Annotated in this window: 21 protein-coding genes; 9 read left to right on the forward strand and 12 right to left on the reverse strand. The window is 72.4% G+C overall.

The window, feature by feature from the left end; genetic code table 11:
- The first annotated feature begins 141 nt into the window (after positions 1-141).
- Both AB0881_RS15245 and AB0881_RS15250 read left to right on the forward strand, forming a co-directional pair.
- Positions 142-1,098: an SRPBCC family protein gene (locus AB0881_RS15245; protein WP_366617442.1), complete on the forward strand. Its 957-nt coding sequence runs from the start codon at positions 142-144 to the stop codon at positions 1,096-1,098.
- Between the two features lie 153 nt (positions 1,099-1,251).
- Positions 1,252-1,950 (forward strand): class I SAM-dependent methyltransferase, encoded by a 699-nt coding sequence (locus AB0881_RS15250; RefSeq protein WP_366617444.1) that lies wholly within the window; start codon positions 1,252-1,254, stop codon positions 1,948-1,950.
- Positions 1,951-2,013: 63 nt separating this feature from the next.
- Here AB0881_RS15250 and AB0881_RS15255 read toward each other — a convergent pair whose 3' ends face one another.
- Both AB0881_RS15255 and AB0881_RS15260 read right to left on the reverse strand, forming a co-directional pair.
- Positions 2,014-2,982 carry a CDP-alcohol phosphatidyltransferase family protein gene (locus AB0881_RS15255; protein ID WP_366617445.1) on the reverse strand — a complete coding sequence of 323 codons (969 nt, stop codon included), beginning with the start codon at positions 2,980-2,982 and terminating at the stop codon, positions 2,014-2,016.
- Positions 2,983-3,094: 112 nt separating this feature from the next.
- Positions 3,095-4,027, reverse strand: coding sequence for a LysR substrate-binding domain-containing protein (locus AB0881_RS15260; RefSeq protein WP_366617654.1), 933 nt, complete (start codon positions 4,025-4,027; stop codon positions 3,095-3,097).
- A 152-nt stretch (positions 4,028-4,179) separates the two neighbouring features.
- On the opposite strand from AB0881_RS15260, the gene AB0881_RS15265 reads away from it, so the two are divergent.
- Both AB0881_RS15265 and AB0881_RS15270 read left to right on the forward strand, forming a co-directional pair.
- Positions 4,180-4,740: a peroxiredoxin gene (locus AB0881_RS15265; protein ID WP_366617447.1), complete on the forward strand. Its 561-nt coding sequence runs from the start codon at positions 4,180-4,182 to the stop codon at positions 4,738-4,740.
- An 85-nt stretch (positions 4,741-4,825) separates the two neighbouring features.
- Entirely contained in the window at positions 4,826-5,368 is a 543-nt protein-coding gene (locus tag AB0881_RS15270; RefSeq protein ID WP_366617449.1) for a carboxymuconolactone decarboxylase family protein, read from the forward strand.
- Between the two features lie 61 nt (positions 5,369-5,429).
- On the opposite strand, the gene guaA is transcribed toward AB0881_RS15270, so the two are convergent.
- On the reverse strand, positions 5,430-6,998 hold the full coding sequence (guaA, locus tag AB0881_RS15275) for a glutamine-hydrolyzing GMP synthase (protein ID WP_366617450.1): 1,569 nt from the start codon (positions 6,996-6,998) through the stop codon (positions 5,430-5,432).
- A 247-nt stretch (positions 6,999-7,245) separates the two neighbouring features.
- Here guaA and AB0881_RS15280 point away from each other — a divergent pair, with 247 nt between their 5' ends.
- The 3 genes from AB0881_RS15280 to AB0881_RS15290 are packed head-to-tail and all read left to right on the forward strand — an operon-like array spanning position 7,246 to position 9,010.
- A complete protein-coding gene (locus tag AB0881_RS15280; protein ID WP_366617452.1) occupies positions 7,246-8,229 on the forward strand; it encodes a zinc metalloprotease in 984 nt (327 codons plus the stop codon).
- A gap of 59 nt (positions 8,230-8,288) precedes the next feature.
- Complete coding sequence (locus AB0881_RS15285; protein WP_366617454.1) at positions 8,289-8,594, forward strand: hypothetical protein; 306 nt, start codon at positions 8,289-8,291, stop codon at positions 8,592-8,594.
- Positions 8,591-9,010 carry a PIN domain-containing protein gene (locus AB0881_RS15290; protein WP_366617456.1) on the forward strand — a complete coding sequence of 140 codons (420 nt, stop codon included), beginning with the start codon at positions 8,591-8,593 and terminating at the stop codon, positions 9,008-9,010. Before AB0881_RS15285 ends, AB0881_RS15290 begins: the two co-directional genes overlap by 4 nt.
- Positions 9,011-9,043: 33 nt before the next feature.
- On the opposite strand, the gene AB0881_RS15295 is transcribed toward AB0881_RS15290, so the two are convergent.
- Both AB0881_RS15295 and AB0881_RS15300 read right to left on the reverse strand, forming a co-directional pair.
- A complete protein-coding gene (locus AB0881_RS15295) occupies positions 9,044-10,795 on the reverse strand; it encodes a GMC family oxidoreductase (RefSeq protein ID WP_366617457.1) in 1,752 nt (583 codons plus the stop codon).
- Complete coding sequence (locus AB0881_RS15300) at positions 10,792-12,372, reverse strand: succinic semialdehyde dehydrogenase (protein WP_366617459.1); 1,581 nt, start codon at positions 12,370-12,372, stop codon at positions 10,792-10,794. The genes AB0881_RS15295 and AB0881_RS15300 overlap by 4 nt, the downstream gene beginning before the upstream one ends.
- 226 nt (positions 12,373-12,598) lie before the next feature.
- On the opposite strand from AB0881_RS15300, the gene AB0881_RS15305 reads away from it, so the two are divergent.
- Positions 12,599-13,270, forward strand: a complete 672-nt coding sequence (locus AB0881_RS15305; RefSeq protein WP_366617461.1) for a helix-turn-helix domain-containing protein — start codon at positions 12,599-12,601, stop codon at positions 13,268-13,270.
- A 126-nt stretch (positions 13,271-13,396) separates the two neighbouring features.
- On the opposite strand, the gene glpD is transcribed toward AB0881_RS15305, so the two are convergent.
- The 3 genes from glpD to guaB form a co-directional block, all read right to left on the reverse strand.
- Positions 13,397-15,133, reverse strand: a complete 1,737-nt coding sequence (glpD, locus tag AB0881_RS15310) for a glycerol-3-phosphate dehydrogenase (protein WP_366617463.1) — start codon at positions 15,131-15,133, stop codon at positions 13,397-13,399.
- Positions 15,134-15,267: 134 nt separating this feature from the next.
- Entirely contained in the window at positions 15,268-16,386 is a 1,119-nt protein-coding gene (locus AB0881_RS15315; RefSeq protein ID WP_366617464.1) for a GuaB3 family IMP dehydrogenase-related protein, read from the reverse strand.
- Positions 16,387-16,480: 94 nt separating this feature from the next.
- A complete protein-coding gene (gene guaB / locus AB0881_RS15320) occupies positions 16,481-17,974 on the reverse strand; it encodes an IMP dehydrogenase (protein ID WP_366617466.1) in 1,494 nt (497 codons plus the stop codon).
- A gap of 290 nt (positions 17,975-18,264) precedes the next feature.
- On the opposite strand from guaB, the gene AB0881_RS15325 reads away from it, so the two are divergent.
- Positions 18,265-18,654: a DUF5319 domain-containing protein gene (locus AB0881_RS15325; protein ID WP_366617467.1), complete on the forward strand. Its 390-nt coding sequence runs from the start codon at positions 18,265-18,267 to the stop codon at positions 18,652-18,654.
- A 72-nt stretch (positions 18,655-18,726) separates the two neighbouring features.
- Here the strand turns inward: AB0881_RS15325 and AB0881_RS15330 are convergent, their stop codons facing one another.
- The 4 genes from AB0881_RS15330 to groES form a co-directional block, all read right to left on the reverse strand.
- Positions 18,727-19,584, reverse strand: coding sequence for an anti-sigma-D factor RsdA (locus tag AB0881_RS15330; protein ID WP_366617469.1), 858 nt, complete (start codon positions 19,582-19,584; stop codon positions 18,727-18,729).
- Complete coding sequence (locus tag AB0881_RS15335; protein WP_366617470.1) at positions 19,581-20,153, reverse strand: sigma-70 family RNA polymerase sigma factor; 573 nt, start codon at positions 20,151-20,153, stop codon at positions 19,581-19,583. The genes AB0881_RS15330 and AB0881_RS15335 overlap by 4 nt, the downstream gene beginning before the upstream one ends.
- Before the next feature lie 399 nt (positions 20,154-20,552).
- A complete protein-coding gene (groL, locus tag AB0881_RS15340) occupies positions 20,553-22,181 on the reverse strand; it encodes a chaperonin GroEL (protein WP_366617471.1) in 1,629 nt (542 codons plus the stop codon).
- Between the two features lie 109 nt (positions 22,182-22,290).
- Entirely contained in the window at positions 22,291-22,602 is a 312-nt protein-coding gene (groES, locus tag AB0881_RS15345) for a co-chaperone GroES (RefSeq protein WP_366617655.1), read from the reverse strand.
- Between the last annotated feature and the right edge of the window lie 119 nt (positions 22,603-22,721).

Genomic DNA, 22,721 nt, shown 5'->3' on the forward strand with positions numbered 1-22,721 from the left:
GCTCCGTACATCGCGGATGTACATCGCGGATGTACGGAGCCCGGCCGCGCGGCCGTCCCCGGCGAGGGGGCCATCTGGCGGTGGCACGGACGACGGTCGTAGGGTCACGGACAAGCCCCCGGATGAGAAGGACCGAAAAACATGGAGCTCGACCACGAATTCACCGTCCCCGTACCGGTGGATCAGGCCTGGTCGGTGCTGCTCGACGTGGAGCGGGTGGCGGCCTGCATGCCGGGCGCCACGCTGGACTCGGTGGACGGCGAGGAGTACGCGGGTCGGCTCAAGGTGAAGGTCGGCGCGATGACCATCACCTATCGGGGGACCGCGCGCATCACCGCGGCGGACGAGAAGGCCGGCACGGTCACGCTGGAGGCCTCGGCGAAGGAGGCCCGCGGGTCGGGCACGGCGGCGGCGACCGTGGTGTCGCGGCTGCACGACGAGGGCGGCTCGACGCGGGTGACGGTGCACACGAAGCTGAACGTGACCGGGCGCCCGGCGCAGTTCGGCCGCAACATCCTGTCGGAGGTCGGCGGGAAGCTCATCTCGCGGTTCGCCAAGGCGCTCGCGGAGGAGCTGGAGAACCCCGCGTCCGCCGCCGCGGACACCGCGCCCGCGGACGCGGCGGCCGCCGGCACGGCCCCGTCCGACACCACGCCCGCCGACACGACGGCTCGCGACCCCAAGCCCACCGACACCGCGGCCACCGACACGGCGGGCACTGACACGGCGGGCACTGACACGGCGGGCACTGACACGGCGGGCACTGACACGGCGGGCACCGACGACGTCGTGAAGGCGGACGCGGGCGACGCGGCGCCGGGCGAGATCGCGGCGGCCGCCGCCGCGCCCGCCGAGCCGCCGTCGATCGCGCCGAAGGTGCCGCAGCAGCGGCCCGCCAGCCCGATCGAGTCGACGGCCGCGCCGGACGCCGTGGTCTCGCCGATCCGGCCGCGCCGGGACGCGGGCGACGACGACGCGATCGACCTGCTGGAGGTCGCGGGCCCGTCGGTGGCCAAGCGCGCCGTCCCGGCGGCCGGCGCGCTGCTGCTCCTGGTGCTGGCGATCCGCTTCCTCGTCCGGCGGCGCCGCAAGGGCTGACCAGGCGGAACGCGGGCGGAGCACGGGCGGCGGCCGGATCATGCGGACCGGCCGCCGCCGATGCGAAACGCAGGAAAAGGACCGGTCAACGATCCGATCGCGACCGGCGCAGCGACTGGCCCCGCGCGCCCGCGATGCAATCGGCTGTTCCCCGTGGACACGATCGAGATTCAGCGGATCGTCGAGGTCGAGGACGACAACTGGTGGTACCGCGAGCGCCGCCGCATCGTGGCCCGCGAGCTGCGCCGGACCGGCGGCCGCGGCCTGGCCGTCGACATCGGCGCGGCGGGCGGCGGCAACACCCGCGTGCTGAAGGACCACGGGTGGCGGGCCATCGCCGTCGACTCCTCCGCAACCGCCGTCGACCTCTGCCTGGCGCAGGGCATCGAGGCGTTCCACGCCGACGCGTGCTACCTGCCGCTGCCGTCCGGAGAGCAGGACCTGGCGCTGGCGCTGAACGTCCTGGAGCACATCGACGACGACCGCGCCGCCGTCGGGGAGATCGTCCGGGTGCTGCGGCCCGGCGGCGCCGCGCTGGTCGCCGTGCCGTGCGACATGGCGCTGTGGTCGGCGCACGACGTGGCGCTCGGCCGCGTCCGCCGCTACTCCCGCCGGGCGCTGACCGACCTGCTGGAGGAGGCGGGGCTGGTCGTCGACCGGATGTGGAGCTGGAACGTGCTGCTGCGGCCGCTGGTGCGGCTGCGCCGGCACCGCACCGCGCACTGCGAGGACATGGCGCACCTGCACCCGTACCTGAACGAGGCGCTGCACCTGGTGACGGCGCTGGAGCGGCACCTGCCGGTGAGGTCGTGGCCGGGCGTCACGCTCTTCGCCCGCGTCACCCGTCCCTGAGAAGCCGGACGCGGCGCGCACCCGGAGGTGTGCGCCGCGTCCGTCAGGCGGTCCGCCGTACCGTCAGGTGGCGGCGCGCGCCGCGACCGCCTCGGCGGGGTGGCCGGACGACTGCGGCGGCAGGTCGAAGCCGAAGTTGACCCGGCGGCCGGCCGCGAAGCGCCGCGCGCCCTGCCAGAACCGGAAGATCAGCGCGAGCTCGAACAGGAGCAGCATCCCGCCCGCGATGGCGACGGCCGGGATGACCTGGCCGGTGAGCGGGCCGATGATGAACGCGGCCATCTGGAACTCGATGCCGCTGATCAGGTGCATCCGGATCCGGCGGCGCAGCAGGAACGCGCGGATCCGCGCGTACCGGCCCCGCGGCCGGGGAGCGGGCTCCGGCCCGGCGTCCGCGTCGTTCTCGGCCTCCGCGTCCGCCTCCGCCTCGGCGTCGGCCTCCGCTTCGGCCTCGATGGCCGGGCCGGCGTCCGCGGCGCGCAGCACGATGTCGGGCGACTCCTCGGCGAGCGCCGCGGCGGCCTGCCGGGCGGCCTTCTGGCGCTCGGCGCGCATCGACCGGCGCGCCTTGGCGACCTGGGAGCTGTTGAGGTAGCGGAACATGTCGAGGCCGAGGATCGCGAAGCCCACCCACAGGTAGGCCTCCTGCCCGGTGGCCGAGTACATGCCGACGGCCAGCGCGATCGCGCACACCGCGTCCCGGACCCGGTCCAGCATGAAGTCCAGCCAGCCGCCGAACGGCGAGCCCAGCCCCTTGAGCCGCGCGATCTTACCGTCGCAGCAGTCGAGGACGAACCCCACGTGGTACAGCAGCGCCCCGGCGACCAGCCACCAGGTCGAGGCCTGGGCGAAGCAGACGGCCGCGCCGATACCGAGCGCGAACGCGACCATCGTGATCTGGTCGGGGGTGATCCGGGTGGCGGCCAGCCACCGCGTCAGGCGGATCGCGAAGGGATCCACGAGCAGCACGGTCCACCACGCGTCGCGCTCCTTGCAGACGGCTCGGACTTCATCCAGAGAGAACCTGCCCATGCGCGCCAGCATGGTGAGAAATCTTACTCGTACGGGTCCGCATCGCGCCTTACGGACCATTGCGAGACACAGACTTGACCTTCGCGTGATGCGGTCCCCGGCTACAAGATCGTCACTCGCCGCGACCGCGTACCCGCACTTCCGTCGCCGAGTCGCCGTCCACGGCGCTCCTTACCACGGCCGCCAGCGCCTCGAACTCGGCGGCGCGCGGCGAGCTGGCGCGGTAGCCGAGCCCGATGCGGCGGTACGGCGCCGGCGCCGCGAACCGGTGCGCCTCCAGTCCGGGCGCGCGGCGGGTCTCCACCGGCAGCGCCGTCTCTGGCACGAGCGTCACGCCGAGCCCGCCGGAGACCAGCTGGACGAGCGTGGCGAGGCTGGTGGCGTACGTCGCGGCGGCCGCGCGGGCGCCGACCTGGCGGCAGACGTCGAGCGCCTGGTCGCGTAGGCAGTGGCCCTCGTTGAGGAGGATCACGTCGAGGTCGTTCAGCGCGGTCCGGGGAAGGACGCCGGGCAGCTCGTACGAGCGCGGCGCGACCAGCACGAAGTCCTCGTCGTACAGGGTGAGTTCGGTCACCCCGGGGACCGGTGAGGGGGGCGCGAACACCACCACGTCGAGGCGGCCGGCGACCAGTTCGGCGATGATCGCGTCGGTCTGCTCCTCGTGCACGGTGAGCTCCAGATCGGGGAACTCCGCGGCCAGCCGGGGCAGCACGACGGGCAGCAGGTAGGGCGCCACGGTGGGGATCACGCCGAGCCGCAGCGGGCCGACCAGCGGGCCGCCGGCGGCCCGCACCTCCTCGACCAGCCGGTCGAGTTCGCCCAGTACACGCTCGGCGCGGCGGGCCACGCGCTCACCCGCCGGAGTCAGCAGGACCCGGCGTGTCGTACGCTCCACCAGCCGCGTGTTCAAAGTCTCCTCAAGAGCCGCCACGGCCCCTGACAGGGCGGGTTGACTCATCCGCAACGCGGCGGCGGCATCCCTGAAATGAAGGTGCTCCGCGAGGGCGAGAAACGCTCTGAGCTGGGCGACCGTCGGTCTACTGATAGCAAACCCCTATCACTCTCAGGAGATAGATCGATTTCTCATTTCACGCTACCCCGTGCCAACGTGATCTCTGCGCGGCCCCGGACACCACCCTCGTCCCGCCCGCGCCCCCGCCACAAGACCCATCACTCACGACACTCTTAGGAGCATGCGTGCTTACCGTCGGTGACCAGTTCCCCGAGTACGAGCTGACCGCCTGCGTCTCCCTGGACGCGGACAACGCGTTCGAGACGATCAACCACAAGTCCTACGAGGGCAAGTGGCGTGTCGTGTTCTTCTGGCCGAAGGACTTCACCTTCGTCTGCCCGACCGAGATCGCGGAGTTCGGCCGACTGAACGAGGAGTTCGCCGACCGCGACGCGCAGGTGCTCGGCGCCTCCGTCGACAACGAGTTCGTCCACTTCGCGTGGCGCAAGGACCACCCGGACCTGCGCGAGATCCCGTTCCCGATGCTGTCGGACCTGAACCGGGAGCTCAGCGAGGCCCTCGGCATCCTCACCGCGGACGGCGTCGCCCAGCGCGCCACCTTCATCGTCGACCCGAACAACGAGATCCAGTTCTCCATGGTGACCGCCGGCTCCGTCGGCCGGAACGTCAAGGAGGTCCTGCGGGTCCTGGACGCCCTCCAGAGCGACGAGCTCTGCCCCTGCAACTGGAACAAGGGCGAGGACACCCTGGACGCCACCAAGCTGCTGGCCGGCGCCGGCGCCTGAACGGGCTCCCGGGCCTCCTGGGGAAGAAGCACGACGGCGGCCGGTCGCACGCGCGGCCGGCCGTTCCGCATGAAGGGATGAGAACGTGAGCGTCGACGCGCTGAAGGACGCCCTCCCGGGCTACGCCAAGGACACCAAGCTGAACCTCGGCTCGGTGACGAGCACCTCCCAGCTGTCCGACCAGCAGCTGTGGGGCACCGTCCTGAGCTGCGCCATGGCCACGGGCAGCGCCCGGGTCATCGCGGAGCTGGCCGAGGAGGCGGGCGACTACCTGTCCGCCGAGGCGTTCGAGGCCGCCAAGGCCGCGGCGTCCATCATGGCCATGAACAACGTCTACTACCGGGCCACCCACCTGATCGGCGACGACACCTACGCCACCCTCCCGGCCAAGCTGCGGATGAGCGTCATCGGCAAGCCGGGCGTCGAGAAGATCGACTTCGAGCTGTGGTGCCTGGCCGTCTCGGCGATCAACGGCTGCGGCCGCTGCCTGGAGTCGCACGAGAAGGTGCTGCGCGACGGCGGCATGTCGCGCGAGCTGGTCCAGGAGGCGCTCCGGATCGCCGCGGTGGTGAACGCCACCGCCGCCACGCTGGAGGCCGAGGCCGCGCTGGCCCCCGCCGGCGTCTGAGCCGAGGGAAAGGCCCGGGTGGAGGACTCCACCCGGGCCTTCGCGCGTCCCTACCGGGGACTCACTCCCACTCGATGGTGCCGGGCGGCTTGCTGGTGACGTCCACCACGACCCGGTTGACCTCGCGCACCTCGTTGGTGATCCGGGTGGAGATCCGCTGCAGCACCTCGTACGGCAGCCGCGCCCAGTCGGCCGTCATCGCGTCCTCGCTGGTCACCGGGCGCAGCACGACCGGGTGGCCGTACGTGCGGCCGTCGCCCTGCACGCCGACCGAGCGGACGTCGGCCAGCAGCACCACCGGGAACTGCCAGATCTCCCGGTCCAGCCCCGCCCGGGTCAGCTCCTCGCGGGCGATCGCGTCGGCGTCGCGGAGGATGTCCAGCCGCTCGCGGGTGACCGCGCCGATGATCCGGATACCGAGGCCCGGCCCCGGGAACGGCTGCCGCCACACGATCTCGGCGGGCAGCCCGAGCTGCTCGCCCAGCGCCCGCACCTCGTCCTTGAACAGCGACCGCAGCGGCTCCACCAGCTGGAACTGGAGGTCGTCCGGCAGGCCGCCGACGTTGTGGTGCGACTTGATGTTGGCCGCGCCGGTGCCGCCGCCGGACTCCACCACGTCCGGGTAGAGGGTGCCCTGGACGAGGAACTCCACCGGCTCGTCGGCGGCCTCGCCCACGACGGCGCGGGCGGCCTCCTCGAAGACCCGGATGAACTCCCGTCCGATGATCTTGCGCTTCTCCTCGGGGTCGGTGACCCCGTCCAGCGCCGCCAGGAACCGCTCCTGCGCGTCCACCACGTGCAGGTTGACGCCGGTCGCGGCGACGAAGTCCTTCTCGACCTGCTCGGCCTCGCCCTTGCGCAGCAGCCCGTGGTCGACGAAAACGCAGGTCAGCTGGTCGCCGATGGCGCGCTGGACGAGCGCGCCCGCGACCGCCGAGTCCACGCCGCCGGACAGCGCGCAGATCGCCCGCTTGTGCCCCACCCGCGCCCGGACGGCCTCGATCGACTCCTCGGCGATGTTGACCATCGTCCAGTTCGGGCGGCAGCCGGCGCCCTCGTACAGGAACCGGCGCAGGATCTCCATCCCGTGCTCGGTGTGCAGCACCTCGGGGTGGAACTGGACGCCGTAGAAGCCGCGCTCGCGGTCCTCCATGCCGGCCACCGGGGTCACCTCGGTGCTGGCCGTCACGGTGAACCCGGCCGGGGCGCGGCTGACGAAGTCGCGGTGCGACATCCACACCGCCTGCTCGCCCGGCAGCCCGGCGAACAGCATCCCCGGCGCCGTCACGGCCACCGTGGCGCCGCCGTACTCGGCCACGTCGGAGTTCTCCACCGTGCCGCCGAGGGCCTGCGCCATCGCCTGGTGCCCGTAGCAGATGCCGAACGTGGGAACGCCCAGGTCGAACAGGCCGTCCGGGACGATCGGCGCGCCCTCCTCGTACACCGAGGCGGGCCCGCCGGACAGGATGATGGCCTTGGGCTTCTTCGCGAGCATCTCCGCCGCCGGCATGGTGGACGGCACGATCTCGCTGAACACATGGCACTCGCGTACCCGCCGCGCGATCAGCTGCGCGTACTGCGCGCCGAAGTCGACGACGAGAACGGTGTCAAAGGACTGGTCTACGGCCACCAAGAACGCCTTTCGCGGGACCTGAATCGGTGGAGAACCTCCAGTCTATGGGCGTCCCGACCCTGCTAGAGGAACCCCCTCTGCCTGCGGTGATGCAAGACACGCCCGCGCGGCGGTCACATTTTGCAACCGACCGGTAACGGTCCGCCTGCTTTTCGCCTGTCGGGGAACACGAGGCCGTGTCGTTCTGATACCAATCAGTCACGTTCTGTGTCCGCCATCTGCCCGCCACCTTTCCGGGAGTGCCGTGAAGCCGCTCGTCGCCGCCACGCTGATCGCCGCCCTAGCGCCCGCCGTACCGGCCACCGCCGCCGCTCCCGAGCCCGCCCCGGCACCCGCCGCCGCGCGGGTCGCGGGCCCGGACTGCCCGCCGGCCGCGGCCCGCGTCCGCCCAGGGTCCCACGTGCGCGAACGCAACGAGCTCACCCCCGCCGAGGCCCTCGGCGTCGAGCGCGAACTCCGCGCCCTCCTGGACCGGCTGGGCCTCTCAGCACCCGAGGCCCCCGCGCCCCGCGACCCGTCGCCGCGCCGGCCGTACCGCAGCGCCGGCCGGGTGAACGTCCCGGTCTACTTCCACGTCCTCCACGACGGCGCGTCCGGCAACGTGTCCGGCGCCGCCGTCAGGCGCCAGATCGAGGTCCTGAACCGTGCGCACGCGGGAGGGAGCGGCCGCGCCGCCCGGACCGGCTTCACGTTCACGCTCAGGGGCGTCACCCGTACGAACAACGCCGCCTGGTACCGCGACCCCGAACGCTACGAGTCCACGTTCAAGCCCCGCCTCCGCAAGGGCGGCGCCCGCACCCTCAACCTCTACAGCGCCGACATGGGCGAGGACCTGCTGGGCTGGTCCACGTTCCCCTGGAAGTACCGCGCCGAGCCGAAGATGGACGGCGTCATCGTCCACCCCGGCAGCCTTCCCGGCGGCACCATCCAGAACTTCGACCGGGGCCACACCGCCACCCACGAGGTCGGCCACTGGCTCGGGCTCTACCACACGTTCCAGGACGGCTGCGGCGGCGAGGGCGACCGCGTCGCCGACACCCCGGCCGAGCGCGACCCGGCCAACGGCTGCCCCGAGGGCAAGGACACCTGCCCCTCCCCCGGCAAGGACCCGATCCACAACTACATGAACTACTCCCACGACAGGTGCATGAACCAGTTCACCCGGGGCCAGGCCACCCGAATGCACCAGATCTGGACCGCCTACCGAGCCACCAACGGCACGGTCTGACGAGGATCTGACGAGGCTTGGTATGACCACGGTATGACCCCCGGGAGTACACTGTGAGCATGACCAAGAAGATCGGCATCTCCCTCCCCGACGACCTCCACGCCTGGATCGTCGGGGAGATCGAGGACGGCCGGGCCGATTCCGTGTCCGGCCTCATCGCCGACGCTCTTGAGGCCCTGCGCGGGCAGGACGCCCTCGAACAGCTCGTCAGCGGCATGGAGGAGGAGATCGGCGAGCTCGGCCCCGAGGAACGGGCCGACGTCGACGCCTGGATGGAAGAGGCCGGGCGTGCCGCGGAGGAAGCACGGCGCCGGCGCGAATCCCGCGAGCGGGAGAGCTCCCGTCGACCCGGCGAGGCCGCGTGAAGCCGTCGTCCCGCTCCGGCGGGCTCGACGGCTACACGCTCGACGCCGGGGCGCTCATCGCCCTCGAACGGCGGAGTCCCCGGATGCTCCGGCTGCTCGATCAGGCGCGGCAGGGGAAGGCGGAGATCTCGATCCCCCGTTCCGTCATCGCCCAGGTCTGGCGCGGCGGCCCCAAGCAGGCCCACCTGAGCAGGCTCCTCTACGCCGCCGGCACGCCGCATCCGCGAGTGGCGATCGACGAGCTCACCGCCGATCGGGCCCGGCAGATCGGCCGCACGATCGGGGAGAGCGGCCACTGCGACATCGTGGACGTGCACGTGGCGCTCCTCGCCCGAGAGCGGGGCCACGTGATCATCACCTCGGACCGGGGCGACATCGGCAAGGTCGATCCCATGCTTCCGCTTCTCCAGATCTGAAGATCTGACCGGCCGCCGGGCCGGCCGCCGGGGTTAGGCGATGCCGGCGATGGGGAGGTGGAGGGCGCCCGGGGCGTCGGCGGGGACGGCCGGGTGCTTCGGGGCCACGGCCGGGATCCGCCGGTACGCGGCGCCCGGTTCGGGGCGGGTGTCCTCGCCTCCCTTGTTGGGCCAGAACGACATCGCCCGCTCGGCCTGGGCCGTGATGGTCAGCGACGGGTTCACGCCCAGGTTCGCGGAGATCGACGAACCGTCCACGATGTGCAGGCCGGGATGGCCGTGGACGCGGTGGTACGGGTCGATCACGCCCTCGTCCGGGGATTCGCCGATGACGCAGCCGCCGAGGAAGTGGGCCGTCAGCGGGATGTCGAACAGGTCGCCCCAGGCGCCGCCCGGCATGCCGCCGGTCTCCTCGGCCAGCAGCCGTACGGCCTCGTGGCCCTCGGGGATCCAGGTGGGGTTCGGCTCGCCGTGCCCGCGGGTCGCGCGGACGTCCCAGCCGAAGGGACCCTTCTTCGGCTCCAGGGTGATGGAGTTGTCGCGGTTCTGCATGACGAGGGCGATGACGGTGCGTTCCGACCAGGTGCGCATGTCGAGGAGCTGCAGGAGGTCCTGCGGGCGGCGCGCGATGTGGCCGGCGAACTTCAGGATGCGCGGCCGGTGCTTCTCGCCTGGGCGGTCGCCGTCCACGAGGAGGGTCTGCAGCATCGCCATCAGGTTGGAGCCCTTGCCGTACCGGACGGGCTCGATGTGCGTGTCGGGCGCCGGGTGGAACGACGAGGTGATCGCGACGCCCCGCGAGAAGTCCGGGCCGGGACGGCCGTTGCGGCGGCCGGCGCCGAGGATCGCCTCGGAGTTGGTACGGGTCAGCGCGCCCAGGCGCGGCGACAGGTTCGGCAGCCGCCCGGTCTTGCGGAGCTTGTGGAGGAGCTTCTGCGTGCCGTACGTCCCGGCGGCGAAGACGACCTGCTCGGCCGTGAGCGTCTTGCGGTTCCGGCCGAACGACCCGGTGCGGACGATCTCGACCCGGTAGCCGCCCTCCGGCAGCGGCGCCACGTCCGTGACCCGGCTCAGCGGCATGATCCGGGCGCCGGCGCGTTCGGCCAGGTAGAGGTAGTTCTCGGTGAGCATGTTCTTGGCGCCGTGCCGGCAGCCGACCATGCACTCGCCGCACTCGGTGCAGCCGCGGCGGCGCGGCCCGGCGCCGCCGAAGTACGGGTCGTCGCTCTCGACGCCCGGCCCTGCGCCGAAGTGCACGCCGACCGGGGTGCGGACGTAGGTGCCGCCCTTGCCCATCCGCTCGGCCACCCGCTCGATCGCCCGGTCGGCGTCGGTGGTGGTCGGGTTCTGGACGACGCCCAGCATGCGGCGGGCCTGGTCGTAGTACGGGGCGAGCTCGTCGCGCCAGTCGGTGATGTGCGCCCACTGCCGGTCCTTGAAGAACGGCTCGGGCGGCACGTACAGCGTGTTGGCGTAGTTGAGGGAGCCGCCGCCGACGCCGGCTCCGGCGAGCACCATCACGCGGCTGGACTTGGCGCCGCGGATCAGGTGGATGCGCTGGATGCCGGTGAGGCCGAGGGCGGGCGCCCACACGTACCGGGAGATCTTCCAGTTGGTCGCCGGGAGGCCGGGGTGGCGGGCGCCGGGCCCGGTACCGGGTCCGGGCGTGTCGTAGCGGCGGCCCGCCTCGATCACCCCGACCCGGTAGCCCTTCTCGGTCAGCCGCAGCGCGGTGACGCTGCCGCCGAACCCCGATCCCACGACCAGGACGTCGAAATCGGTCATTTGATGCGCAGCCGCTTCATGGCCTTGATGCTCGACGCCATGACGTCGGCGAACTTCTCGTAGGACAGCGAGCCGGGCGGCTCCAGGTCCGCGATGTGCTGGCTGGCGATGGTCTGCGGCTCCGTGAACTTCAGCAGGCCCTCGGCTCCGTGCCGGCGGCCGACCCCCGACTGCTTCATCCCGCCCATGGGGGCGTCGTAGGAGGCGTACGCGGCGCCGAAGCCGTCGTTGACGTTGACGGTACCGGCCTGGATGCGAGCGGCGACGCGGCGGCCGCGGGCGGCGTTCTTCGTCCACACCGAGGCGTTGAGGCCGTACTCGGTGTCGTTGGCGCGCTCGATGGCCTCCTCGTCGGAGGCCACCTTGTAGATCGCCACGACGGGGCCGAACGTCTCGTTCGCGCACAGGTCCATGTCGCCGGTGACGTCGGTGAGGACGGTCGGCTCGTAGAACAGCGGGCCGAGGTCGGGCCTCGCCTTGCCGCCGGCGAGGACGGTCGCGCCCTCCTTGACGGCCTGGTCGACGTGCCGGGTGACGGCCTCCAGCTGGCGCGGGTACGTCAGCGAGCCCATCTCGACGGCGAAGTCCAGCTCCGTGCCGAGCCTCATGTTCCGGACGAGTTCGGCGAAGCGCGGGACGAACCGGTCGTAGATCGCCTCGTGCACGTACATCCGCTCGATCGAGATGCACAGCTGGCCGGCGTTGGTGAAGCAGGCCCGGATCGCGCCGCGGGCGGTGCGCTCCACGTCGGCGTCCGCCAGAACGATCATCGGGTTCTTGCCGCCGAGCTCCAGCGAGTAGCTCACCAGGCGGGGCGCGACCTTCGCGGCGATGGCCCTGCCGCCCCGGGTGGACCCGGTGAACGAGACGTAGTCGGCCTCCTCGATCAGCGGGTCGCCGATCTCGGCGGGCTCGCCGACGACGATCTGCCACAGGTCGCGCGGCAGGCCGAGCGAGACCAGCAGGTCGAGCACCCACAGGCTGGACAGGCACGTCTGGGTGTCGGGCTTGTGGATGACCGCGTTCCCGGCCATCAGCGCGGGGGCGATGTCGCTGGCGCCGAGCGCGAACGGGTAGTTCCAGGGCGCGATCAGGGCGACGACGCCCTTGGGGTGGCGCAGCTCCTGGACGCGGGTGAGGCCGGGCATCATGCCCTGGCGCCGCTTCGGCTTCAGCAGCCCGCTCGCGCGGCGCGCGTAGTACAGCGAGCACAGTGCGACGTCGAGGAACTCCTCCAGCGCGTGCCTGCGGGCCTTGCCGGTCTCGATCTGGATGATGTCGAGGATCTCGGCGCGCCGCTCGACCAGGGCGTCGGCGAGCCGCAGGAACGGCTTGACGCGCTCGCTGACCGGCAGCCTCGCCCAAGCGCGCTGCGCCTCCCGCGCGCGCTCGTGGGCGCGGCGCACGTCGTCGGCGCTCGACAGCGGGACGGTGGCGAGGTCCTCGCCGGTGAACGGGGTGGGGATCGTGGTGGTCTGGCCGCCGCCCGCGACGATGTGGGAGGTCAGCCGCTCGATCAGGGCCTGGGGAAGGCTGTGCGCCGCCGCGCCTCGGGCGGGGACCGTGGGGGATGCCATACCCGGCAGACTATGACCCCCCGGCCATTCATGACTACCCACCAGTAATACGGCACTTGCCGTGATGTGGGTCACCCGAGATTCGGCAAAGTTCCGGACTGACCATGCCCTGCCGGTGTATTCCGGATTGTGACGGAGACCAGCGCCGCCACCGCCGCCTTCCCCGGGCCCTCGCTGCCGCGTGCCCGGGCGGCCGGCGGAGGGCGCGCACGAGAGAGGTGACTTCATGATCGACGCCCAGAGCAAGGGCGCCGACCCGTACGAGGGCGGCAGCGGTGAGGACCACCACCGGAGGGCGAACGGCAGGAGCAACGGGGTACGGCGGGAACGGCGGGAGCAGACCAGGACGGCCCTGCTCGGCGCGGCCGAGCGGCTCTGGGCGGAACGCGGCATCCACGGGGCGTCGCTCGACGACATCGCGTCGGCGGCCGGGCTGACCAAGGGCGCCGTCTACTCCAACTTCTCCGGCAAGACCGACCTGCTCCTCGCGCTGCTGGAACGCTGGACGGCGCAGCTCAACGGCCCCGAGACCTACGCCGAGCTGCGCGATCCGGCCGTCCCGCCGGAGGAGCGGTTCGAGCGCGCCGGACGCGCGTACGCGCGCTGCCTCGGCGGCGAGAACGCCCGCCTGCTGGCCCTGATGCTCATGGAGTTCTGGCTGTACGGGATGCGCGACTACACGGCCGGGTGGCGGGTCGCGGAGTGGTACGCCGAGCGCCGCACCACCCTGGCCCGCAACCTCCGCGAGGTGGACGGCCTGCGCGCCCAGGAGCGGGCGACGCTCGCGGTCGCGCTGGACTTCGGCCTCGCCCTCCAGCACCTGCTGGACCCGGACCGCGCGCCCGCCGAGCTCTACTCCCAGGGCATGCGGATGGTGCTCGGCCGGGCCCTGACCTGACGGTGACACTGTCCTTACTGCGACCTGACGCACGACCCGACTGAGCGAGCACGAGAACGAGCACGCCGCGCGCCGCCACCGGCCCGGGGACCGCCGCGGTCCCCGGGCCGGTGCGCGATCAGCGCGTCACGGCGTGGCGGTCGGGACGATGTCGGGCGCCCCGCGGCGGCGGGCGTCGGCCTCCTGGTCGCCCTCCTGGCTCTGCGAGGCGCGCTCGGCCTCGATCCGCTTGCGGTAGTACTCGATCTCCCGGTCGCGCTGCTTCTTCGACCAGCCCAGCACGGGGGCGACCAGGTCGGCGGCCTCCTGCACGACGCCGAGGCCGCGGTCCCACGTCTCGATCGAGATGCGGGTCCGGCGGGCCAGCACGTCGTTCAGGTGCCGCGCGCCCTCGTGCGACGCCGCGTACACGATCTCGGCGCGCAGGTAGTCGTCCGCGCCGGTCAGCGGCTTGCCCAGGTCGGGCTGCTCGCGGATCAGCTCCAGCAGGTCGTCCACCAGCACCCCGTACCGCTGCAGCAGATGCTCGATCCGCGCCACGTGCAGCTTGGACACCGAGGCCAGCCGGTAGCGGGCGTTCCACATCGCCTGGAAGCCCTCGCCGCCGACCAGCGCGATGCCGTCCGTGCACGACTCGGCGACCTTGCCGTCCAGGCCGTGCGCGACCGCGTCGATGGCGTCCTTGGCCATCACCCGGTACGTGGTGTACTTCCCGCCCGCGACCAGCACCAGCCCCGGGACGGGATGCGCGACCACGTGCTCGCGCGACAGCTGCGAGGTCTCCTCGGTCTCCCCCACCAGCAGCGGCCGCAGCCCCGCGTACACGCCCTCCACGTCGTCGTGCGTCAGCGGCGTGTTGAGGATCGCGTTGACGTGCTCCAGCACGTAGTCGATGTCGGCGCGGGACGCGGCGGGGTGCGCCTTGTCCAGGTCCCAGGCCGTGTCGGTGGTCCCGATGATCCAGTGCCGGCCCCACGGGATCACGAACAGCACCGACTTCTCGGTGCGGAGGATGATGCCGGTCGAGGAGTGGATGCGGTCCTTGGGCACCACCAGGTGGATGCCCTTGGACGAGCGGACGTGGATCTGCCCGCGGCCGCCGACCAGCTCCTGGATGTCGTCGGTCCACACGCCCGTGGCGTTCACCACCTGCTTGGCGCGGACCTCGGCGGTGGTGCCCGCCTCCAGGTCGCGGATCTTGACGCCGGTCACCCGCTCGCCCTCGCGCAGGAAGCCCACGCACTGCGTCCTGGAGGCGATCTTCGCGCCGTACGCGGCGGCCGTGCGCAGCACCGTCATCACGTACCGGGCGTCGTCGACCTGCGCGTCCCAGTACTGGATGGCGCCGGCGAACGCGTCCTTGCGCAGCGAGGGGGCCAGCCGGAGCGCGCCGCGCCGGGTCAGGTGCCGGTGGTGCGGGACGCCCCGCGAGCTGCCCATCTGGAACGCGAGCGCGTCGTACAGCGCCACGCCCGCGCCCAGGTAGCCGCGCTCCCACACCCGGTGCGTGGTGGGGAGCAGGAACGGCACGGGGCGCACGAGATGCGGCGCGATCTGCAGCAGCAGCGCCCGCTCGGTCAACGCCTCGCGCACCAGGTCGAAGTTGTACTGCTCCAGATAGCGCAGCCCGCCGTGGATCAGCTTGGAGGAGCGCGAGGACGTCCCGGACGCGAAGTCCCGGGCCTCCACGACGGCGACCGACAGCCCGCGGGTGGCGGCGTCCAGCGCCGCGCCGGCGCCGACGATGCCCGCGCCGACCACGACGACGTCGAACTCCTCGCGCGCCATCCGGTCGAGGGAGCCCGCCCGCTCGGCCGGTCCCAGGCGTGCGCTGCCCAGTCCGGTCACCGGTGATCCCGTCATCGCGACTCCCCCTGTGCGGTCGGCTGTCCGAAGAGCTACCTACCCAACAGTAAGGACGCGTCCACACCGGGATTCACCGATTCGGCCAAGAACGCCCCCGCGGGGCGGTGAGACGCCCCACACCCCGGCGGGCGTCAGGCGGGCGGGGCCACCACGACCTGGACGCGCTGGAACTCCTTCAGCTCGGTGTACCCCGAGGTGGCCATCGCCCGGCGCAGCGCGCCGATGAGGTTCATCGAGCCGTCGGCCACGTGCGAAGGGCCGTGCAGGATCTGCTCCATGCTGCCGATCGTGCCCAGGTCGATCCGGGTGCCGCGGGGCACGTCCCCGTGGTGCGCCTCGCTGCCCCAGTGGAAGCCGCGCCCCGGCGCCTCGGTGGACCGCGCGAACGGCGAGCCGACCATGACCGCGTCGCTGCCGCAGGCGAACGCCTTGGCGATGTCGCCGCTGTTGGTCATCCCGCCGTCGGCGATCACGTGCACGTACCGGCCGCCGGACTCGTCCAGGTAGTCGCGCCGGGCCGCCGCCACGTCCGCGACCGCGGTCGCCATCGGCACCGCCACGCCCAGCACGGTACGGGTCGTGTGCCCCGACCCGCCGCCGAAGCCGACCAGCACCCCGGCCGCGCCGGTGCGCATCAGGTGCAGCGCCGCCGTGTACGTGGAGCAGCCGCCCACGATCACCGGGACGTCCAGGTCGTAGATGAACTGCTTGAGGTTCAGCGGCTCCGCCCGGCCGGACACGTGCTCGGCCGACACGGTGGTGCCGCGGATCACGAACAGGTCCACCCCGGCGTCGATCACGGCCTTGTGGAACTGCGCCGTGCGCTGCGGCGACAGCCGCGCCGCGACCGTCACCCCGGCCTCCCGGATCTCGGCGATCCGGCGGCCGATCAGCTCCTCCTTGATCGGCTCCTGGTAGATCTCCTGGAGCCGACGGGTGGCCGCCGCGTCGTCCAGCGAGGCGATCTCGGCCAGCAGCGACTCGGGCTGCTCGTACCTCGTCCAGAGCCCTTCGAGGTCCAGCACCGCGAGCCCGCCCAGCCGGCCGACCTGGATCGCGATCTCCGGGCTGACCACGCTGTCCATCGGCGCGACCAGCAGCGGCATCTCGAACCGGTAGGCGTCGATCTGCCAGGCGACGCTGACCTCCTCGGGGTCGCGCGTCCGCCGCGACGGGACGATGCCGATCTCGTCGAAGGCGTAGGCCCGGCGCCCGCTCTTGCCCCGGCCGATCTCAACCTCAGCAGCCACTGCCAGTCCCTCTTTCCATCGTGAACGTGCGGACTTCCTGCCCGCCCACGGCGGAGAACGGAGCCCCAGCGAGTTTACCCAGCCCGGAGGGGGACTAGCGGCCCTGGTAGTTGGGGGCCTCGACCGTCATCTGGATGTCGTGCGGGTGGCTCTCCTTGAGGCCCGCGGACGTGATCCGCATCAGCTGCCCGCGCTCCTGGAGCTCGGGGATCGTGCGGGTGCCCGCGTACCACATCGACTGGTGCAGGCCGCCGACGAGCTGGTGGGCGACGTTGGCCAGCGGGCCGCGGTAGGGGACCTGGCCCTCGACGCCCTCGGGGATCAGCTTCTCCTCCGACGACACGTCGGCCTGCGCGTAGCGGTCCTTGGAGAACGAGCCGCCGCGCTCGCGGTTGCGCATCGCGCCGAGCGAGCCCATGCCGCGGTACGACTTGTACTGCTTGCCGTGCACGAAGATCAGCTCGCCGGGCGACTCCTCGATCCCGGCCAGCAGGCTGCCCAGCATCACGGTGTCGGCGCCGGCGACGAGGGCCTTGGCGATGTCGCCGGAGTACTGGAGGCCGCCGTCGCCGATGACCGGGATGCCGGCCTCGCGGGCGGCGCGGGCGGCCTCGGAGATCGCGGTGATCTGCGGGACGCCGACGCCCGCGACCACGCGGGTGGTGCAGATGGAGCCGGGGCCCACGCCGACCTTGACGGCGTCCGCGCCGGCCTCGGCCAGCGCCTTCGCGCCCGCGTACGTGGCGACGTTGCCGCCGACGACCTGGACGGCGGAGTTGGCCTTGATCGCGGCGATCGTGTCGGCGACGCCCTTGGAGTGGCCGTGCGCGGTGTCGACGATGATCACGTCGGTGCCGGCGTCGATCAGCGCCTGGGCGCGGCGGATCGCGTCCTCGCCCACGCCCACCGCGGCGGCGACCAGCAGCCGGCCGTCGGCGTCCTTGGTGGAGTCGGGGTACTGCTCGCTCTTGGTGAAGTCCTTGACCGTGATCAGCCCGCGCAGCCGGCCCTCGGCGTCCACCAGCGGCAGCTTCTCGATCTTGTTGCCGGCCAGCAGCGCGAACGCGTCCTCGCGGGACACGTCCACCGGGGCGGTGATCAGCGGCATCGGGGTCATGACCTCGCGCACCGGGCGGGCCAGGTCGGTCTCGAACCGCATGTCGCGGTTGGTGACGATGCCCACCAGCACGCCGCGCACGTCGGTGACCGGGACGCCCGAGATGCGGTAGCGGGCGCACAGCTCCTCGACGTCGGCGAGCGTCGCGTCCGGAAGGCAGGTCACCGGATTGGTGATCATGCCGGCCTCGGAGCGCTTGACGCGGTCGGCCTCGGCGGCCTGCTCCTCGACCGGCATGTTCCGGTGGAGGACGCCGATGCCGCCCTGGCGGGCCATCGCGACCGCCGTGCGGGACTCGGTGACGGTGTCCATGGCCGCCGACACCAGCGGGATGCGCAGGTCGATCGCGCGGGTCAGGCGGGTCGTGGTGTCGGCCTCGCCCGGCTGCAGATCGGAGTAGCCCGGGAGCAGGAGAACGTCGTCGAAGGTCAGGCCCGTCGGGATGACGGCGGGCTCGGCGGCGGGATTCATGACTACCTTCCCCTTGGGCGTCTGGGTGTACGGCCAGGTCACGGCGGCCTTGCTCCATGGTAGGACCTGGCCCGGCGGCGGGACCGTCACTTGGGCGTACGGGGCCGAGTGGTGTTGGTGACACCCGTGGCGTCGTGACATGTGGGAACGTTCCGGCTGTGAACGGCATTCCCGGGCGGGTCCGGAACGCCCGGCGCGCCCGGGCACGGGGGTCGCCGGACCCGGCCGTTCCGGGGCGGATGCGGCCCGGGGGGTGCACCGGGACGGGGGCGGAGCAGTAGCGTGGGGGTGTGCACGACGATGCTCCGCTGGACCCGTTCGCCGGCGACCCGGAGGACCCGGCCGCCTCGCTCGGCGACCCGGGCGAGGACGTCGCGCCCCTCAGCGTGACCGAGCGGGAGGACGTGCTCGCCGATCTCGCCGACCTGGAGGTGTTCCGGGCGCTGCTGGAGCCGCTGGGCGTGCGCGGGCTGACCGTGGACTGCGGCGACTGCGGCAAGGTCCACTACATCGACTGGGACCTGCTGCACGGCAACCTGCGCCACCTGCTCGACCAGGGCCTGCCCAGGGTGCACGAGCCGGCGCTGGCGCCCGACCCGGTCGACTACGTCAGCTGGGAGTACGCCCGGGGCTACGTGGACGGCGTGATCGACAGCGAAGAGGGCCGCGAGGACTCCTGACGGCCGTGACGGCCGGGCGAGGCGGCGGCCCGGAAGTGGGCCCGGTGTGGCCCCAAGTCGGCCCTGATGCGGTCAGAAGCGGTCGCCGAGGTCGCGGTACGGCGGCTTGAGGCGCCGCTGGACCCGCTCGCGGACACCGTCCAGGCCGCGCGGGACGCGGGCCTTGCCCTCCAGGCGCGGCCGCGTGCCCCAGCCCTCGACGCCCGGTCCCGGCCACGATCCCGTTCCGGGGCGGCGCGGGCGCGTCCCGTGCTCGGCGATCTGGGCGATCCGCTTCTTCACGTGCTCCGGGGTGCGCCTGGCCTCCCGGTCGGGCCCGTCGTCCTCGGCGCGCGCCCGCGGCCTGGCGGGGACGGGGTCGGCGGCCGGTACGGTCCGCAGCGGCGACGCGGCGCGCGGGAGCAGCGTCGTGGCGGCCTCGACGGGCTCGGGAGCGTTCGGGATCTTCTCCTCGGCCGGGCCCATGGCGCGCTGGGGCGCGGGCGGGCCGCTCTCGCCGCCGCCGGCCGCGGCGACGCCGCCGCTGGCCAGCACGGCGCCGGCCACGCCGAGCGCGACGATCGTCCGGGAGCCGCGGCGGCGCGGGCCCGCGGGCGGTGCGGGAGGCACGGGCGACCGGTCGCCGTCGCCGGGGTCGGCGGGCGCGGGCTCCGGCGCGTCCTCGGGCGCCTGGGCCGGGCCCGGGGCCGGGGCGTGGCGGGCGGGGGCCAGCTCGTCCACGTCCCTGATCAGCGCGCGCAGCATCCGCGCGGCGGGGTCGTCGGAGCCCACCGCGCGGCGCGCGGCGAGGGCGTCGATGAGGGCGTCGGTGCGGCGCACCCCGCCCAGGTCGCCCGCCATGGCGGGGAAGGCGACCACGGTGCCCGGGGTCGGCGGCCCGGGGGTCGAGAGCTCGGCCGGATCCGGGGCGCCCTGGCTCCGTTCCGTCAAGCGATCGACTCCTCTCGGGCCATCGTGCGGAGCCGGGCCAGGGCGCGGTGCTGCGCGACCCGTACCGCTCCGGCGGTCATGCCGAGCACATTACCGGTCTCCTCGGCGGACAGGCCCGCCACGACCCGGAGCAGGACGAGCTCCTGCTGGTTCTCGGGGAGGCGGGTGAGCAGGTCGCGGGCGCGCTGGGCCTCGATGTGCCGCACCACGGTCTCCTCCGGCCCGGGCCGGTCGTCGGGCCCGTCGGGCAGGTCCTCGGTCGGCACGGCCGCCCGGACCGCGCTGCGCAGCGCGTCCGCGATCTTGTGGGCGGCGATGCCGAAGACGAACGAGGCGAACGGGCGTCCCATGTCGCGGTAGCGGGGCAGCGCCGACAGCACCGCGATGCAGACCTCCTGGGCCACGTCGTCGGCGATGTGGTACTGCCCGGACACCCGGCCGAGCCGGGCCCGGCAGTAGCGGACGACCATCGGGCGGACGTGCGCGATCAGCACCTCGATGGCGCCGGGATCGCCCTGGACGGCCAGGGAGGTCAGTTCCTTGAGGTCCCCTTCGTCGGCTCTCGCCATGCGCGGCGCCCGGCCCCCGCGGCCGGCATCGCGGGGTGGTCGAGGAGGGGTCGCCCCCTCGGAGGGCTCTCCGGTGCGCGCGGTCGTGGTCCCGGCGAAGCATCCCTCGGTCACGTTCAGCATGATGCCCAGCGGGCCGGGACCTGTCTCCACTGTCGTCGACAACGGAATGGTCACAGTGCGGGGACAGGGCTTCCAGGGACACTGGGCGTGTCCGGGCAGATCTGGAGCGTGACCTCGCTTTCCGAAATCCGCGTCATTAAACGATAAAGAGGGAGATTCCTGCGCACGAGGCAGGAATCTCCCTCTTGCGTCCCGGCCGGGGCCGGCCGGTGACGCGAGGTACCCGTCAGTACCAAGAAGTACCGAAAAGTACCGAGAAGTACCGTTAAGTACCGATCAGTGCCCGTGGCCGTGACCGTGGCCGTGACCGCCGCCGGCGGGCTCCTCGTCCTCCTCCGGCTTCTCGACGACGAGAGCCTCGGTGGAGAGCAGCATGCCCGCGATGGACGCGGCGTTGGTGACGGCGGAGCGGGTGACCTTGACCGGGTCGATGACGCCCTGGGCGATCAGGTCGCCGTACTCGCCGGTGGCCGCGTTGTAGCCGTGGCCCGCCTTCAGCTCCTGCACCTTGGAGACGACGACGTAGCCCTCCTGGCCGGCGTTCTCGGAGATCCAGCGCAGCGGCTCGACCAGCGCGCGGCGGACCGCCTCGGCGCCGGTGGCCTCGTCGCCGGACAGGCCGAGGGCGTCGAAGCCCTCCTTGCCCACGTGCACCAGCGCGCTGCCGCCGCCGGAGACGATGCCCTCCTCGATGGCCGCGCGGGTCGCCGAGATGGCGTCCTCCAGGCGGTGCTTCTTCTCCTTCAGCTCGACCTCGGTGGCCGCGCCGACGCGCAGCACGCAGACGCCGCCGGCCAGCTTGGCCAGCCGCTCCTGCAGCTTCTCGCGGTCCCAGTCGGAGTCGCTGTTCTCGATCTCGACCTTGATCTGGTTGACCCGGGCCTCGATCTCGGACTGCTCGCCCTCGCCGTCGACGATCGTGGTCGCGTCCTTGGTGACGGTGATCCGCCGGGCGCGGCCCAGGTCGTCCAGGCCGATGCTGTCGAGCTTGAGGCCGATGGCCTCGCTGACGACCTGGCCGCCGGTCAGGGTGGCCATGTCGCCCAGCATCGCCTTGCGGCGGTCGCCGAAGCCGGGGGCCTTGACCGCGACCGAGGTGAAGGTGCCGCGGATCTTGTTGGCGACCAGCAGCGCCAGCGCCTCGCCCTCGACGTCCTCGGCCACCACGAGCAGCGGCTTCTTGGTCTGGGCGACCTTCTCGGCCAGCGGCAGGAACTCCTGCACGTTGGAGATCTTGCCGTCCACGATCAGCACGTAGGCGTCCTCCAGGACGGCCTCCATGCGCTCGGGGTCGGTGACCATGTGCGGCGACAGGTAGCCCTTGTCGAACTGGAGGCCCTCGGTGAACTCCAGCTCCAGGCCGAAGGTGTGCGCCTCCTCGACGGTGATGACGCCGTCCTTGCCGACCTTGTCGAACGCCTCGGCGATCAGGTCGCCGATCTGGGCGTCCTGGGCGGAGATGGTCGCGACGTGCGCGATCTCGCCCTTCTCGTCGACCTCGCGGGCCGACTTCAGCAGCTGGTCGGAGACGTACTGCGCGGCCGCGTCGATGCCCCGCTTCAGGGCCATCGGCGAGGCGCCGGCGGCCACGTTGCGGATGCCCTCGCGGACCAGCGCCTGCGCCAGGACGGTCGCGGTGGTGGTGCCGTCGCCCGCGATGTCGTTGGTCTTGGTCGCCACTTCCTTGGCGAGCTGGGCCCCGAGGTTCTCGTACGGGTCCTCCAGCTCCACCTCGCGGGCGATGGTGACGCCGTCGTTGGTGATCGTCGGCGCGCCGAACTTCTTGTCGATGACGACGTTGCGGCCGCGCGGGCCGATCGTCACCTTCACGGCGTCGGCGAGGTGGTTCACGCCGCGCTCGAGAGCCCGGCGAGCGTTCTCGTCGAACTCCAGGATCTTCGCCATGCGGAAAACTCCAGTCCTGTACGGCGATCCGTGACGCAGACCGCCCCGGCCGCCCCTGAAATCGGGCGGGACCGGGGCGGAGCGTCACGTCTCGTGAGAGATCGGTGAGTTACTTCTCGATGACCGCGAGGACGTCGCGGGCCGAGAGGACGAGGTACTCCTCGTTGTTGTACTTGACCTCGGTGCCGCCGTACTTGCTGTAGAGCACCACGTCGCCGACGCTCACGTCGAGCGGCACGCGCGCGCCCTTGTCGTCGACGCGGCCCGGGCCCACCGCCAGGACGGTGCCCTCCTGGGGCTTCTCCTTGGCGGTGTCGGGAATGACCAGGCCCGACGCGGTGGTGGTCTCGGCCTCAAGCGGCTGGACGACGATGCGGTCCTCGAGCGGCTTGAGAGCAACCTTGGTGGCGGTCGTCACGATCTGACCTCCCCTTCGATTGGTCCTCGGCCGGCCATGACAGACCGGCCGGCACTGGTGGCAGAAGAGGCGACCCCGGACCGGCCTGTCGTCGCGGGTGCCAGACCGAACCTTGTCGCTGT

Origin of the sequence: Spirillospora sp. NPDC029432 (assembly GCF_040703975.1) — a bacterium.
Classification (GTDB): domain Bacteria; phylum Actinomycetota; class Actinomycetes; order Streptosporangiales; family Streptosporangiaceae; genus Spirillospora.

Coding starts and splice junctions, on each gene's coding strand:
- AB0881_RS15245 (WP_366617442.1), top strand. CDS start 142: ATGGAGCTCGACCACGAATTCACCGTCCCCGTACCGGTGGATCAGGCC.
- AB0881_RS15255 (WP_366617445.1), bottom strand. CDS start 2,982: ATGGGCAGGTTCTCTCTGGATGAAGTCCGAGCCGTCTGCAAGGAGCGC.
- AB0881_RS15285 (WP_366617454.1), top strand. CDS start 8,289: ATGACCAAGAAGATCGGCATCTCCCTCCCCGACGACCTCCACGCCTGG.
- AB0881_RS15295 (WP_366617457.1), bottom strand. CDS start 10,795: ATGACCGATTTCGACGTCCTGGTCGTGGGATCGGGGTTCGGCGGCAGC.
- AB0881_RS15300 (WP_366617459.1), bottom strand. CDS start 12,372: ATGGCATCCCCCACGGTCCCCGCCCGAGGCGCGGCGGCGCACAGCCTT.
- AB0881_RS15305 (WP_366617461.1), top strand. CDS start 12,599: ATGATCGACGCCCAGAGCAAGGGCGCCGACCCGTACGAGGGCGGCAGC.
- glpD (WP_366617463.1), bottom strand. CDS start 15,133: ATGACGGGATCACCGGTGACCGGACTGGGCAGCGCACGCCTGGGACCG.
- guaB (WP_366617466.1), bottom strand. CDS start 17,974: ATGAATCCCGCCGCCGAGCCCGCCGTCATCCCGACGGGCCTGACCTTC.
- AB0881_RS15335 (WP_366617470.1), bottom strand. CDS start 20,153: ATGGCGAGAGCCGACGAAGGGGACCTCAAGGAACTGACCTCCCTGGCC.
- groL (WP_366617471.1), bottom strand. CDS start 22,181: ATGGCGAAGATCCTGGAGTTCGACGAGAACGCTCGCCGGGCTCTCGAG.